This window comes from Micromonospora sp. CNZ303 (genome assembly GCF_004345505.1).
Map to the genome: position 1 here is coordinate 15,119 of NZ_SLVT01000036.1, position 14,515 is coordinate 29,633.

Annotated in this window: 12 protein-coding genes; 3 read left to right on the top strand and 9 right to left on the bottom strand. The window is 71.8% G+C overall.

Annotated elements, in window-relative coordinates:
• Positions 1 to 69: 69 nt before the first annotated feature.
• Entirely contained in the window at positions 70 to 1,449 is a 1,380-nt protein-coding gene (locus EV374_RS31840; RefSeq protein WP_207914701.1) for an MFS transporter, read from the top strand.
• A 182-nt stretch (positions 1,450 to 1,631) separates the two neighbouring features.
• On the opposite strand, the gene EV374_RS31845 is transcribed toward EV374_RS31840, so the two are convergent.
• Genes EV374_RS31845 through EV374_RS31875 form a run of 7 tightly spaced genes read right to left on the bottom strand, consistent with a single transcriptional unit; the run spans position 1,632 to position 10,400 of the window.
• The gene (locus tag EV374_RS31845; RefSeq protein WP_132240873.1) at positions 1,632 to 2,294 is read right to left on the bottom strand and encodes an NPCBM/NEW2 domain-containing protein; all 663 of its coding nucleotides are present in this window, start codon (positions 2,292 to 2,294) and stop codon (positions 1,632 to 1,634) included.
• A 44-nt stretch (positions 2,295 to 2,338) separates the two neighbouring features.
• On the bottom strand, positions 2,339 to 4,486 hold the full coding sequence (locus EV374_RS31850) for an alpha-N-acetylglucosaminidase (protein ID WP_165947963.1): 2,148 nt from the start codon (positions 4,484 to 4,486) through the stop codon (positions 2,339 to 2,341).
• A 2-nt stretch (positions 4,487 to 4,488) separates the two neighbouring features.
• Positions 4,489 to 5,823, bottom strand: a complete 1,335-nt coding sequence (locus EV374_RS31855; RefSeq protein WP_207914702.1) for a Gfo/Idh/MocA family protein — start codon at positions 5,821 to 5,823, stop codon at positions 4,489 to 4,491.
• Positions 5,824 to 5,843: 20 nt separating this feature from the next.
• Complete coding sequence (locus EV374_RS31860; protein ID WP_207914703.1) at positions 5,844 to 6,704, bottom strand: carbohydrate ABC transporter permease; 861 nt, start codon at positions 6,702 to 6,704, stop codon at positions 5,844 to 5,846.
• The gene (locus EV374_RS31865) at positions 6,701 to 7,657 is read right to left on the bottom strand and encodes a carbohydrate ABC transporter permease (RefSeq protein WP_132240876.1); all 957 of its coding nucleotides are present in this window, start codon (positions 7,655 to 7,657) and stop codon (positions 6,701 to 6,703) included. Before EV374_RS31865 ends, EV374_RS31860 begins: the two co-directional genes overlap by 4 nt.
• Positions 7,654 to 9,027: an extracellular solute-binding protein gene (locus EV374_RS31870; protein ID WP_132240877.1), complete on the bottom strand. Its 1,374-nt coding sequence runs from the start codon at positions 9,025 to 9,027 to the stop codon at positions 7,654 to 7,656. Before EV374_RS31870 ends, EV374_RS31865 begins: the two co-directional genes overlap by 4 nt.
• A gap of 35 nt (positions 9,028 to 9,062) precedes the next feature.
• Positions 9,063 to 10,400, bottom strand: coding sequence for an alkaline phosphatase family protein (locus tag EV374_RS31875; RefSeq protein ID WP_132240878.1), 1,338 nt, complete (start codon positions 10,398 to 10,400; stop codon positions 9,063 to 9,065).
• 132 nt (positions 10,401 to 10,532) lie between these two features.
• Between EV374_RS31875 and EV374_RS31880 the strand changes: the two genes are divergently transcribed.
• A complete protein-coding gene (locus EV374_RS31880; protein ID WP_165947964.1) occupies positions 10,533 to 11,555 on the top strand; it encodes an Lrp/AsnC family transcriptional regulator in 1,023 nt (340 codons plus the stop codon).
• Positions 11,556 to 11,598: 43 nt separating this feature from the next.
• Here the strand turns inward: EV374_RS31880 and EV374_RS31885 are convergent, their stop codons facing one another.
• Positions 11,599 to 12,168, bottom strand: a complete 570-nt coding sequence (locus tag EV374_RS31885; protein ID WP_132240880.1) for a kinase — start codon at positions 12,166 to 12,168, stop codon at positions 11,599 to 11,601.
• 214 nt (positions 12,169 to 12,382) lie between these two features.
• Between EV374_RS31885 and EV374_RS31890 the strand changes: the two genes are divergently transcribed.
• Positions 12,383 to 13,648 carry a peptidoglycan DD-metalloendopeptidase family protein gene (locus tag EV374_RS31890; RefSeq protein ID WP_132240881.1) on the top strand — a complete coding sequence of 422 codons (1,266 nt, stop codon included), beginning with the start codon at positions 12,383 to 12,385 and terminating at the stop codon, positions 13,646 to 13,648.
• Between the two features lie 109 nt (positions 13,649 to 13,757).
• Here EV374_RS31890 and EV374_RS31895 read toward each other — a convergent pair whose 3' ends face one another.
• On the bottom strand, positions 13,758 to 14,066 hold the full coding sequence (locus EV374_RS31895; protein ID WP_132240882.1) for an NIPSNAP family protein: 309 nt from the start codon (positions 14,064 to 14,066) through the stop codon (positions 13,758 to 13,760).
• Positions 14,067 to 14,515 lie beyond the last annotated feature (449 nt).

Sequence of the window (14,515 nt, forward strand, 5' to 3'; positions counted from 1 at the left end):
AACGTGTCTCCGTAACTTGAACACTACCGTTCAACTTGGCGGAGGAGCCTGGCAGCCATGGCGGAACCTGTGACCGCAACCGAAACTCCCACACCCGCGAGTCCGCATCCGCAGCGCTGGCGGATCCTGGGCCTCGTCGGCATCGCCCAACTGATGCTGATCCTGGACGTCACCGTCGTCGCGATCGCCCTGCCGCACATGGGGTCGGACCTGGGGATGGATCGGGAAGCCCTCACGTGGGTGGTGAGTGGATACACCCTCACCTTCGGCGGCCTGCTGCTGCTCGGCGGGCGCGCCGCGGACCTGTTCGGCGCCCGGCGCCTCGTCCTCGCCGGGCTCCTGCTGTTCAGCGCCGCGTCCCTGACGGCGGGGCTCGCGACCAGCGGCCCCATGCTGCTGGGCGGTCGCGTCGGGCAGGGCCTCGCGGCGGCGCTCCTCTCCCCCGCCGCCCTGTCCCTGGTCGTCACGATCTTCGACGGCGACGAGCGCAACAAGGCGCTCGGCATCTGGTCGGCGCTCGGCGGCGGCGGCGCGGCCCTGGGCGTCCTCCTCGGCGGCCTGCTCACCGCCGGGCCGGGCTGGCCCTGGGTGTTCTTCGTCAACGTGCCGGTCGGCATCATCCTGCTGCTGGCCCTCCGGATGCAGCTTCCGCCCCAGGCGCCCACCGGCGCGCCGGCCCGGCTCGACGTGCCCGGCGCGGTGCTGGTGACGGCCGCCACCGGATCGCTGATCTACGCGCTGATCCGCGCCGGCGACGTCGGCTGGGCCGACCCGACGATCCTGGCGCTGCTCGTGGCCGCCGTGCTCCTCTACGTCGCGTTCATCGTCTGGCAGCGCCGCGCTGCGAACCCGCTGATGGACGTACGGCTGCTGTTCCGCCGGCCGGTGGCGACCGGGGCGCTGCTGATCCTCGTCGCGACCGCGCTGATGATCACGGTCTTCTTCCTGGGCACGTTCTACCTCCAGAACCACCAGGGCTACGGCGCGCTGCGCACCGGGCTGCTCTTCCTGCCCGTGGCGATCACGACCATGCTCGGCGCGAACGCCGCCGGCCGCGTCATCGGCCGGATCGGGGCGCGCACGCTCGGCGTCCTGGGGCTGCTCGTCGCGGCGGCCGGCATGGCGGTCCCCGCCTTCGTCGACGGGACCCTGGCCCTCGTCGTCGGGGTGGCCGTCGCCGCCTCCGGCACGGGCGTCCTCTTCGTCGTGGCGTCCGCCGTCGCGCTCGGCCAGGTCGCGCCGCACGAGGCCGGTCTGGCGTCCGGCATCGTCAGCACCTTCCACGAGTTCGGCGCCTCGCTCGGCGCCGCCGTCGTGTCGAGCATGGCCGCGGCCAGCATCGCGGGCACCAGCACCGCCGGCTTCTCCCGCGGCTTCACCACCGGCGCCGTCATCGCCGTCGCCGCCGCCGTCGTCGCCTTCGTCATCACCCCCCGGCCGACCCACTGAGCCCCGACCCGGTGGGCGGTGGGGGCCCGCCCACCGACCACCGGGTCGGACATCCTCCACCACGCCCCTGACAGGCGGGCGCGGAAACGGCCGGTGGGCCCGCCCACCGGCCGCCGGGTCGGAGCCCGGCACGCTCCGGGGACGCGCGGGCGCCGGCCACCGTCACATCGACGGGCCGGCGCTCACCGGCGTACCCGCGGCGCGATCCAGGCGCCGAGGCTGTCGCCGTGGCACTGCTCGACGCTTGTGGTGCTGACCCGCAGCGACACCTGGGTCGAGTCGCTGATGTCCACCTTGACCGGGCGGGTCCTCCCGAGGCCGACCGTGGTGGTGAAGACCTCCTTGCGGTCGGAGAGCACGGTGAACCGCAGCGGCATGCCCTTCGGGGACTCGTCGGCGATGCCCACGGCCGCCTCGAAGACCCGGAACTGCCGGCTCACCACGAACGTGACCGTGTAGTTGTCGTTCAACCAGCACGGGGACGCGGTCAGCACCGCCTCGTGCCGCTTGCCGGCGACCATCAGCGGCTCCTGCTCCCAGCCCTCGAAGTCGTCCACCTCGCGCATCTCCGTCAGCGGGACCACGCCGGCCGGGGGCGACGACGACGCGGTGACCGGGGGCGACTCGGGTGCCGGGGCGGGGTCGGTGGGCGCCGCCGGCAGGGTCGGCGAGGGCTGCCCGGTGGACGGGGCACCCTGGACCGGCGGCGCGGCACCGCTGCCGCCGGCGTCTCGGGTCAGCTCCAGCGCGAGGGGAATGGCCGCCGCGACCACCGTGGCCACGGCGGCGATGACCGCGCCGGCGATCGCGGGATGGGACGAGCGACGCCGTCTCCGGACAGACACGCTTCGATTATGGCAACCCCGTGCACCGCGCCGGGCACCGACGGTCAGTGCCCGAGCCGGTCGAGGATCCCGGTCGCCACGTCGAGGGTGTTCCCCTCGGGCGCGGCGGGACAGCCGCCGATCGTTGCCCGCCAGCGCTCCTCGTGCGCGACGACGCGGGCGCGCAGGACGTCGACGTCCGGCGCCTGCCCCGTCGTCGCCGCCCGGGCCAGCCAGGTCGCCCACAGCTCCCACCGGGGCAGGTAGTAGTCCCGGACTAGCCCGGCCCAGTGCCGCCCGGAGTAGTCGTGCAGCCCGCTGGTCTGGTGGCCCCACACGGAGACCAGGCTGCGGGCGTCGCGCTCCATGATGTCGGCCTCGGCGGGCGAGTCGCCCCACGCGCGGGCGTCGTCGATCCACCGGCCGACGCGCGATTCGGACCGCGTACCGGCGAGCTCGTCGAGGTCGAGCAGATCCGCCCGGAACCGGGCGAAGTGGTCCAGGACCCCGTCCCCGTCCCGCTCGGCGAAGGCCGCCAGCATCCCGCGGATGTGGATCCGCGATCCCTGCGCCAGCACGTGACCGACCAGCTCGACCACGTCCCGCTCGACCTGCCCCCGGACCCCCGCCTCCGGCGCCCGCCCGAGCAGCAGCCGGGCGGCCGAGGCGATCCGCGGCAGGGCGCCGAGGACCATCGGGTCGTTCTCGGCGTCGATGTTCGCCGACTGCCGCTGCGGCTCCGCGTCCTGCGGGACGAACTCGCCGGCCAGCCGCTGGGCGGCGAACGGCGCGTCGGCCGACCACGGCCGGGCGATGACGGGAGACGGGATGGACCGGGTGCGCCCCGGCGCGTAGAGCGTGTCGGCCAGGAGCCGCCAGGCCCGGGCGAAGTCCTCGTGCCCGGAGGCGTAGCGCTGCCGCGCGAACGACCGCAGCCAGTCGTCCAGTACGGGCACGCCCCAGGTCAGGTCGGTGGCCAGCTCGTAGAAGACGCTGTTGTTCTCGACCGCCTCCGGTGCCAGCCCGACGCCCGCCAGCCGGGCGGGCCGCGTACGCCGCAGCTCGTCGACGTCGCGGCGCAGCCCGTCCAAGTCGCCGAAGAGCGCGAAGCGGCCCCCGAAGTTGTGGATGGCGCACCACACCCAGCGCCGCCCGAACATGCCGTCGCGGCGCCACATGGGGGCGTGCTCGCCCCACAGGTCCAGCAGGAGGAGCCGCTCGTCGGGCACGTCGGCCAGGAACGCGCGCACGCGCTCGGGCCGCCAGAAGTCGCGCTGGTAGTGGAACGGCCAGCCCTGGAGCACCCAGGTCGCCTCGGGGTCGCCGTCCGCCATCGCCCGGTAGACGGCCCGGCCGACCGACGCCAGGTAGTCCGGTTCCCCGGACGGCGGCACCGACTCGATGAACGGGTCGACGGCGTAGTGGTGGTCGGTGCCGAACAGCTCCCGCTGGATGCCCAGGAACTCGGCCGTCAACGACGCGAACCGCTCGCTGTCGGGGCCGAGGATCGGGGTACGCCAGCCCTGCCACTCGATCTCGCCGGCCGACGGGTCGGCCAGTTCCGGCGGCACGTGCCCGCCGAACATGGGCAGGACCGGCGTCATGCCCAGCGACCGCTGCCGGCCGAGGATCCGCTGCGCCAGCTCGACGTGGCGGCTGATCCAGCGCGACGGCAGCGGCCCGCCGAACGAGTTCGTGTTGCCCATGAACGTCCACGGGAAGTGCGCCGCGCTGCCGATCCACGCGTCGATCCGGGCCCGGTCGAGCCCGGCCCGCCGGAACGTCTCCGCCAGCACCGCCTCGTGGCCGACCTGCATGAGCGGGTGGGTGACGCCGTGCAGCGCCATCCAGTCGATCTCCCGCTCCCAGCGGTCCCAGTCCCAGAACGCCGCCGAGTAGCCGTAGGTCACGGCGTTGAGGTGGTAGCGGACCGCGAACGGGCTGGTCAGTCGCGTCGGTGGCGCGTCCGGCCAGGGCGCCGGCCGGGGCGCGAGCCGGGGCTGCTCCCAGGTCACCTGACGGCCGGCGTACGCCTTCAGGTACTGCCCGAACGCGGCGGCCGCGGCCACCGGATCCGACCCGCGCAGCGTCAGGACGCCGTCGCGGCACCCGTATCCGGCGACGGCCGCGTCGTCGCCGGCGGGGATCCGCTCCACCCGCACGTCGTCGGCCGTGCCGGCGACGCGGGCCACGAGGGCACGCACCTCGTCCACCGTCACAGCTCCTCGACGGTGCGGTTCAGCCGCGACCGCTCGGCGGCGAAGGCGACGAGGTGGCTCTCCACGCTCTCCTCCAGGGAGCTGGGGGCCGCCTCGACGTCCTCGCCGGACAGCCAGCGCCGGACCCGCCCGGTGAAGTCGAGCATCAGCCCGGCGTCGCCGCCGCCGTGTCCGGAGAACGCCTCGATGACCTCGTCGACGACCCCCTGGCTGCCGGTGCCGACCTGGAACGTCTCGTCGGTCCGCCGTCCCTCCACGGTGGGCGGCGTGTCGGTGAAGGTCGCCAGGCTGATCCGGCCCGAACGCATATCCGCGGTGATCTGTCCGTGGCTGCCCATCAACGTGAGCGTGCGGGTGTTCCACGCGGTGAACGCCGAGACCACAAGCGACGCCGTGACGCCGTTGCCGAAGCGCAGCGCCGCCGTCTGGTGGTCGACGACGTCGTTGTCCATCCGGTAGACGCACCGGCCGTAGTCGGTCAGCCGCAGGGCCCGCCGCCGGCCGGCCACGCTCGTGTCGTTCGTGACGACCGTGACGGGTGGCCCGTCGACGTCGGCGAGCTGGTCGACGTAGAGGCGTTCGGCGTTGTACGGGCAGGTGTCGGCGACGGCGCACCCGTCGACGCAGCGCTCGGTCGATCCCTTCGGCGCGTGCTCGGCCCGGAAGTGACGGCGCTCGCCGAACGAGGCGACGGTCGTGCAGGGCGACCCGACCAGCCACCGGAGGATGTCGATGTCGTGGCACGCCTTCGCCAGCAGCATCGGGCTCGACTGGTCGGTCCGGTGCCAGTTGCCGCGTACGTAGCTGTGCGCGAAGTGCCAGTACGCCACGTTCTCGATGTGCGAGATCCCCTGCAGCTCCCCGATCCGGCCCTCGTCGAGCAGGCGGCGCAGGGTCTGGAAGAACGGGGTGTAGCGCAGCACGTGGGCGACGGTGACCGTGCCGGCGCTGCCGCGGGCCGCGACGGTCAGCCGGTGCAGGTCCTCGGCGGTCGGCGCGATGGGCTTCTCGAGCAGGACGTGGTGTCCCAGTTCGAGGGCCCGCAGGGTGGGATCGACGTGGTCCCGGTCCGGGGTGGCGACGATGACCCCGTCCCACGGTCCGCGCGTCGAGAGCGCCTGCTGCCAGCCGGTGAAGCGTCGGTCCGCCGGGACGGCGTGGGCGTCGCCCAGTCCGTCGCGGCGCTCCGCGTCGGGCTCGGCGACCGCGACGACCCGCGCCGCGTCGGGGTGCTCCAGGCACCACTGGGCGTACGCGTGCGCGCCGCGCCCTCCCGCGCCGAGCACGAGCAGTCGTACCGGTCCCGATCCCGGGGACACAGGGCCTGCCACGTCGATCATCCTTTCGGTGTTCACTTGTCCGCCCCGGAGGTCAGTCCGGTGACGATGTAGCGCTGGGCGAGGAAGAAGATGACGATGACCGGTACGGTCACCGCGATGGAGCCGGCCAGGAGCACGGTCACGGGCACCTGGAAGTCGGTGAGCTGGGCGAGGCCGAGCGGGGCCGTCCACCGGGACCGGTCCTGGACGAGGAAGAGCAGCGCGTAGAAGTACTCGTTCCAGGCGATCATGAAGACGTAGATGGCGGTCGCCACGACGCCGGGCAGCGCGATCGGCAGCACGACCCTGCGCAGCATCGTCGGCAGCGAGCAGCCGTCGAGCAGCGCCGCCTCCTCGACGCTCTCCGGCAGGGCGAGGAAGTAGTTGCGCATCATGTAGAGCGCGACCGGGACGGTGGCGGCGACGTAGATGACGAGCAGCCCGACGAGCGACCTGGTCAGCCCCAGCCGGCTCAGGATGACGAACTTCGGCACCGCGAGCACGATGCCCGGGAACAGGTAGACGGCGAGGATGATGCCGCTGGTGAAGCGCCGGCCGCGGTAGCGCAGGCGGGCCACGGCGTACGCGCCGAAGACGCACGCGACGATGGACACCGCGACGGTGGCCAGGGCGACCAGCAGGGAGTTGACCACGAACCGGCCGAGCCCGAAGCCGCCCGCCGACTCGTCCTTCATCGCCGTGACGTAGCTGGACAGGTCGATCTCGCCGAGGCCGGGGACGACGTCGAGGGGTTCCAGCAGCACCGCCGAGTACGGGCGCAGCGAGAGCAGCACCCCGTAGAGCACGGGTCCCACGGCGCAGACGAGCGCGACGGTGATGAGCGTCCACCGCAGGACGTTGACCGGACGCGAGGGCCGCATCGCCGAACTCACAACGCCTCCTTCCGCCGGGAGAGCAGGACGTAGCCGGCCAGCAGCACGCAGAGGATCAGCGACATCAGCAGTCCGTACGCCGCCGCGCTGCCGATGTCGGACCGGGTGACCAGCTCGGTGTAGACCTTGATCGCCATGACCTGGGTGCCGCCGGCGCCCTCGGTCAGCAGGTAGACGTCGTTGAAGTTCTGGAACGACCAGATGAACCGCATCAGCAGCAACAGCAGGAGCACCCCCCGCAGCTGGGGAAGGATGATGTGGCGCAGGTTCTGCCACCGGGACGCCCCGTCCAGGGCCGCGGCCTCCTCGATCCCGCCGGGCACGTTCTGCAGCCGCGCCATGACGAAGAGGAAGGCCAGCGGGAACGACTTCCAGATCTCGAAGGCGACGACGACGAGCAGCGAGACCGGTACGGGCAGGCCCGCCACGTCGGTCGAGGTGGTGCTGAGGAAGCCGATCGGGCTCTGCCAGCCGAGGTACTCCATGCCGATCGCGTTGACGATGCCGTACTGCGGGTTGAGCATCGTGCGCCAGATCATCGCCGCCGCGATGACCGGCAGCACGTACGGGATCAGCAGCAGCGCGCGGACGAGCCCGCGCCCCCGGAAGGGGCGGCGCAGGGCGAGGGCGAGGGCCGTTCCGACGCCGATGGACCCGAGCGTGGTCAGGGTCGCGTAGGCGACGGTGGTCCAGAGCGCGCCCCAGAACGCGTCCGACCGCCAGGCGTCGGCGATGTTCTCGAAGGTCCACTCGATGGTGGACGGCGACAGCCGGGGGATGTCGATCAGCCTCGTGTCGGAGAACCCGAAGATGACGACCAGGACGAACGGGAGCAGGACGACCAGCGCGAGCAGGAGCAGCGTCGGGCCGGTGAGGAGCTGGCCGTTGAGGTTCTCCCGCTGGGAACGGCTGAGCCGCTCCCAGCGGGAGGACCGCACTGTCGGCGTGCTCACAGTTCGGCCTGGACCTTCCTGACCTCTTCGGCCATCGCCTTCGTGATGTCGGCCGGCGACTGCCCGCCGTAGAGCCGCTCGAGGAACTGCGCGAGCACGTTCTCGGCGGTGACCGCGCCGGCCAGCGGCGAGTCCTTCGTGCCCATGCCCCACAGGCTCACGGCGTTGACGCCCTCGCGGATCTGGGTGACCATCTCCGGGCCGTACAGCTCGGCGACGGAGCTCTTGGCCTCCGGGCCGATGCCCAGCTTGCCCCACGCGTCGAGGTACGCGTTCGGCTCGGCCTTGGTGCCGTTGCGCAGCGGGATCCGACCCTCGGTCGCCGAGGCGAGCGTGTCCGAGTAGCCGTCCTCCAGCATGAACTTGATGAACTCCTTCGCCCCGGCGGTGTTGGCGCCCTCGGGGATGCCGTAGCCGAGGGTCGCGCCGTACTGCGCCGGGTGGTTCCGGTCGAGCACGGTGATGAAGCCGGAGTTCTTCGACAGGAACGCCGGGTCGGCCTTGCACTGCGCGCAGGTCGGCGGGTTCGCCGAGTCGAGGCCGGCCAGCTCGTCGAGGATGTGGGTCGAGAAGAGCAGCATCGAGGACTTGCCGGCGAGGTAGGCCGCCCGCGCGCTGGTCACGTCGAAGTCGCCCTGCGCGCTGGAGTCACGCAGGACCTTGAACTGCTCGGCCGCCCGGGTGCACTCCGGCGAGTCGATGGTGACCTTGCCGTCCTGCACGAGCTGGCAGCCCGCGCTCTGGAACATCGAGTAGATGGCCTCGGTCCCCGAGGCGGTGCCGGACTGGGTGCCCAGGGCGATGCCGGACACCCCGGTCGCCTTCATCGTGGTGGCGGCCTTCGCCACCTCCTCGAGGTTGGTCGGCACGGCGACGTTCGCCGCCTGGAAGAGGTCCTTGCGGTACACCAGCAGGTGCACCCAGCCGTCGCTCGGCACGGCGCCGACCTTGTCGTCCAGGCTGAACGCCTTCAGGGCGTTGGCGTTGAACGTCTCGGCGCCGAGGTCCTTGACGACCTCCTCGGCGGCGCCGGTGTTCAGCAGCCCCTGGGAACGCCAGGCGGCCGTGGTCGTGGAGCTGTGCAGCATCACGTCGGGCACGTCCCCGGAGGCGGCGCCCGTCGCCAGGGCCTGCTTCTGGTCGGCCTCGCTGAGCGGCACGACCTTCACGGCGATGCCGGTCTTCTCGGTGAACCGGGCCGCGACCTTCTCCTGCGCCGCGACCCGCTGCGGGGTCGTCTGCGGCGTCCAGAAGGTGATCTCCTTGGCCTTTTCCGCCTCCGACTCGGACCCGCCGCAGGCGGCGAGCATGGTGAGCGCGGTGGCGGCGGCCAGAGCCGCCGCCCACCGGCGCTTCGTCAGGTGGACCATGTGCTGTCTCTCCTCGATCTGCTTGGTGACGACGGTCAGGACCGCTCGACGGCCCCGCGCATGACGTGCCCCTGCGAGTTCGCCGGCGGGCGCACGCCGAGCAGGGCGCTGATGGTGGCGGCCACGTCGACCAGGCCGACGTTGCGCAGCGGGACGCCGCGGCGGATCCCGGCGCCGGAGAGCACCATCGGGACCTGTGCCTCGGGCAGGGCGCCGTGCGAGGCGCGGGGGGCGCCGTCGGCGAGCGTGGAGAGGTGGTACGGCTCGACCGGCTCCACCACGAGGTCGCCGAGCTTGTCGCTGGCCTGCAACCGGCGCAGGTCGTGCTGGTCGCGGACGGCCGCGATACCCGGGATGCCCCGGATGATCGCGGCGATGCGGCGGGCGTTCTCCGGGGTGTCCGCCCGGCCCCGCAGGGTGATGTCGGCGGTACGCGGGGCGGGCACGACGACGATCTCGCTGGCCGGATCCGGTACGCCGCCCGAGCTGGCGACGACCTGGACCTTGAGGCCGGTCGCGGAGAGCCGGTCGAGCACCTCGGGCAGCAGCGGGACGGTCCACTCCCGGGCGCCGTGGTCGGCCGTGACGACGAACGCCGTCCGGTCCAGGACGCCGGCCTCGCGGGCGGCCTCGCGGACCCGCCCGATCTGGGCGTCCACGCGGGCCAGGGCGGCGGGCAGGTCGGGGTCGGAGAACCCGCCGTCGTGCAGTACGCCGTCGACGTCGTCGCAGTAGACGGTGATCAGGTCCGGGATCGCGGTGGGGTCGACCATGGTGCCGCCGGAGTTGACGGGCTCTCCGCGCAGCAGCGCGATCGCCTGGTCGGCGCGGGTCTCGCAGTTGCCGCCCGGCTGGGTGTACAGCGCGGCGGGGTCGCCGTACGTGGCACCGTAGTTCTGCACCGCGTACCACTGGAGGTAGGCCGCGGTCCGGTCCTGCCGCTTCAGCGAGTGGGCGATCGTCTCCACGCCGGGCTCGATGTGGCGCTCCTGGGAGACACCGCGGTCGGTCTCCTGGTTGTAGTAGTAGCCGGTGTTGCGGTGCACGGCCGGGTACGCGCCGGTCGCGGTGGTCGTCCGCGACGAGTTGGAGTACGACGAGTACGACCCGTCGGCCACGCCGAAGGTGCCGTCTGCGATGAGCGCCCGGAGGTTCGGCAGCTCGGCCAGTCCGGCGTAGCGCCCCGTGAGGAAGCGCGGGTCGAACCCGTCGAAGTCGAACATGATCACGTGCTGCGCGGGCCGCGCGCCGCCCGCCGTCGCCGCCGGTGCCGACACCGCCGGAGTCGCCGGCAACACGGCCGCCGCGAGCAGTACGACCGCGCCGGCCGCGCCGGCCCTGACCGCGCTGGAACGCCTGATCGGATGCGCCACCCTCTGCCTCCTCGAACCGTCGGACCCGTGGGCGAGAGTCTGCCGGAGACACGAGGGAGATTGTCAAGATGCCCGTGTGAGATGCAAGATATGCGCATGCAGAACCTCTCGGCTGACGGGAATGGTCGATCCTTGGATGAACTCGACCGGCAGATCGTCGGCGCCCTGCTCGCTCACCCGCGGGCCACCCACGCGCAGATCGGCGAGGCGGTCTTCACCTCGGAGGCCACCGTCTCCCGCCGGGTCCCGCGGCTGCTGCGCAGCGGTGCGGTGCGGATCATCGGGGTCATGGACGGCGAGGCGACCCGCCGGGCGCGATCGCTGTTCGTGCGACTGCGCTGCCGCCCGGACGCCGCCGGCCGCTCCGCCGAACACCTGGCCCGGTGGCAGGAGTGCGGCTCCGTCAAGCTGCTCACGGGCAGCGTCGACTGCGTGGCCGAGGTCTCCTACACCTCCAACGAGCACCTGCTCCAGCTCATGTTCGAGCAACTGCCCGGCCTGGACGGTGTCCTGGCGATATGGAGCAACCAGGTCATCCGGAGGTTCTGCACGCCGCACAACTGGAGCCCGAGCCTGCTGCCGGCCGAGGTCGTCGACGAGCTACGGGCGCAGCGGACGGACCACTGGAACGAAAAGACACCCGTCGAGACGCCGTCCCGGCTCAGCCGACTCGACGAGCTGATCATCGCCGGCCTCGCCACGGACGGCCGCCAGGGCTGGCAGCAGCTCGCCGAGCGGTGCGGCGCGAGCCCCGCCACCGTACGGCGGCGGGCCGAGGCGATGATGGCGGCGGGCTTCCTGCGCATGCGCACCGTCGTCGAGCCCAGCCTCGTCGGGCTCGCGGTGAACGCCTTCGTCACCCTCAGCGTCAACCCCACGCAGCTCGGGCAGGCCGGCGAACTGCTCGCCGCGCACCCCGCCGTACTCATGATCTCCGCGACGACCGGGGACCGGAACCTGTGCGGCGAGATCGCGCTGGAGAGCGACGCCGCGCTCTACGAGTTCCTGTCCGGCACCATCGGCCAACTCCCCGGCCTCCAGCACGCGGACGTGGCCGTCGCCCTGCGTTCCGTCAAGCGGGCGGGCATGATCCTGCCGCCCGCACCCCCCGCGGGCGAAACGAACCGTCGCGGTGTGGCCGCCCCACCCAGATGACCGACCTGCCCAACCGCAGGGCAGCGGGAACGCCTCGCGTGGGCTACGGGACGATCGGGAGCACGTCGGCGTCGCCCCCGGTCTGGGGCAGCCCGGCGGCTGCGGCGATGACCTGGACGGCGCCCTCCAGCGTGGTGGCCTCCGGGAGGACGAGTTCGTCGGGCCAGCCGAGGACGTCGTGGGCGGCGTACCAGCCACTCATCTGCGCGGCGGTGAACTCGCCGGCCTGCGGGCGCGTCAGATGCCGGCGCAGGGTCTCGGGCAGGAACACGTCGAGGTAGACGAAGAGCGACCGCCCCCGGTGGCCGTCCCGCAGGGCCGTCAGGACGGCCCGGTGGCGGCCGGTGTGCAGGATGCCCTCCAGCACGACGTGGTAGCCGTGGTCGAGCGCGAACCGTACGGTCTGTGCGATCAACGCCGGGGCCACGCCGCCGGGCTTGTCGCGCTCGCGCAACACGATGCGGCGCAGGTAGTCCTGTTCGACCAGCGCACAGCCCCGGCCGTGCCGACGCCGCAGCTCCCGGGCGATGCTGCTCTTGCCCGAGCCGGAGTTGCCCCGGATGCAGACGAGGATCGTCTCCGCGCTGCCGGTCGGGACGGCGTCAGCGTCCATGGTGCTCCCTCGCGGTCTGGTCGTTGCCTACGGTCAGGCCCAGGGTGGCGACGACACATAGAGCCATTGGCGATCTTGACAGTCTCGGCCTCGTTGGGACACCCTCTGGGCCAGATAGAACCCGAAGGTCCGTGGCCAACGGACGTACAGCTGCACAGCCGATATTCCTCATAGCTGCGTGGAGGCTCATTTGCGTCGGAATATCGCAGTCAGCATGGCTGCGCTTGTCGCCGCGCTCGGGATCCTGGTTCCCCAAGGGTCCGCGCTCGCCGGCAGCGGCGCACCATTCAAGCTGCCCTACCGGGCTGGGCACGCGTACACCATCACCCAGACCCCCGGGAGCGGCTTCTCCCACAACGACGGCTACAACCGGCATGCCGTCGACTTCGCCATGCCGCAGGGCACCCCGATCGTCGCCTCGGCCGCCGGCACCGTCCGCTACGAGGGATGGAGCAGCGGCGGAGGCATAATCGCCCTGATCGACCACGGCAACAATCGATGCTCCCAGTACGCCCACCTCAGCGCCACCATCGTCGACAGAGGGCAATGGGTGGCGCAGGGGCAGCACATCGGCGCGTCCGGTGCCACCGGAAATGTGACCGGTCCACATCTGCACTGGAACGTCGTCTACTGCGACTCTCAGCTCAGCCGTGAGATCCCCAATACCGTGGAGAACGGCACCAGCTATCCCACCGGCACCGCACCGGTGAGCCAGAACCGCCTTTCCACCAGCCTGCCGGGAGCTGACGGCGAACGGGTGTCCGACTTCAGCGGTGACGGTGCCGCCGATGTCCTGGGGGTCGCCGCCAACGGTGACTTCTGGTACTACCCGCACAACCTTTCCGGTCTCAGCACCCCGGTGAAGATCGGGACCGGTTGGGCGGCCTTCAAGCACGTGATGGCCGCCGACTGGAGCGGCGACGGCGCCGCCGACGTCCTGGGAGTCGACTCCTCAGGCAGGCTGTTGTACTACCCGAACAACAGCTACAAGCTGTCCGGCTACACACAGATCGGGAACGGCTGGGCGGGCTTCAGGCACGTCATGGCCGCCGACTGGAGCGGCGACGGCGCCGCCGACGTCCTGGGAGTCGACGCCAACGGAAACCTCTGGTACTACCCCCACAACGGAACCGGCCTCGGCAACCCCGTCAAGATCGGACACGGCTGGGCAACCTTCAAGCACGTCATGGCCGCCGACTGGAGCGGCGACGGCGCCGCCGACATCCTGGGAGTCGACGCCAACGGAAACCTCTGGTACTACCCCCACAACGGAACCGGCCTCGGCAACCCCGTCAAGATCGGACACGGCTGGGCAACCTTCAAGCACGTCATGGCCGCCGACTGGAGCGGCGACGGCGCCGCCGACATCCTGGGAGTCGACGCCAACGGAAACCTCTGGTACTACCCCCACAACGGAACCGGCCTCGGCAACCCCGTCAAAATCGGACACGGCTGGGCAACCTTCCTACACGTCATGTGACAGCAACGATTCACCAGTGCGGGTCGGCCCAGGCACCAGACCGGGTGCCCCGGTCGACCCGCCGGCCAGGGCGCCGCGCCGGGGACGGGCGAGGCGCGGCGCGGCGCGTTCAGTCCGGCAGTAGCGGGCGCATGAACGTCCTCTCGTAGCGCAGGACGCATCCTGACTCGTCGCGGATCCGGTCCGCGGCGACGAACTCCGGATCCTCACCGAACCGAGAGCGGTAGCGCTCGTAGGCGGCCAGGCTGTCGAAACTGAACAGGGCCTCCGCCCGGTCGCTGGCACCCTCGGCCGGCAGGAAGTAGCCATGGTGGATACCGCCGTGCCGTGCCACCAGTCGCATCCACTCGCGGGCGAAGCGCTCGAACGCCTCCAGCCTGGTCGGGTCGATGGTGTAGTGCACCACGCAAGTGATCATGAGGCCACCATAGGCCGCGCGGAAGCGTCAGGCAGACATCGGCCGGTGCCGCCCAAGCGGCCGACCGGGACGCCCACCGCCGATCGGGCTGAACGCCAAGCGGAGGCGGGTAAGCGCAGCGGCCAACCTGCACGCCGCTGTGGCATCAGCGGGGTGATCGGCCCGGTCACCGCCGGCCCGCTGATCGGCACCGGCAACGCCACGGCCTGGGTGGTCATGGTCGTCGGTGGTTGCCTGCTGGCCTGAGCGGTGGGGCTGTCGCTGCGCCGCCTGCTCACCCCGTTGCAGGATCGTCGGGTGCCGGCCGGGACGGCCCGACTCGCGCCCGCCGCGCCAGCCGGCTCGACCTCCTGACCTAGTACTGCAACGGCAGTAGGCGAATCGAGTTCGACTTGTGTTCGTTGGTCTGCCTGTGACGGATGTTGATGTTGCTCGGTGGCATGGGGAGT

What these genes read in the sequence shown, in the direction of transcription:
- EV374_RS31870 (WP_132240877.1), bottom strand. Translation starts at nt 9,027, where the DNA reads ATGGTCCACCTGACGAAGCGCCGGTGGGCGGCGGCTCTGGCCGCCGCC.
- EV374_RS31885 (WP_132240880.1), bottom strand. Translation starts at nt 12,168, where the DNA reads ATGGACGCTGACGCCGTCCCGACCGGCAGCGCGGAGACGATCCTCGTC.
- EV374_RS31890 (WP_132240881.1), top strand. Translation starts at nt 12,383, where the DNA reads ATGGCTGCGCTTGTCGCCGCGCTCGGGATCCTGGTTCCCCAAGGGTCC.
- EV374_RS31895 (WP_132240882.1), bottom strand. Translation starts at nt 14,066, where the DNA reads ATGATCACTTGCGTGGTGCACTACACCATCGACCCGACCAGGCTGGAG.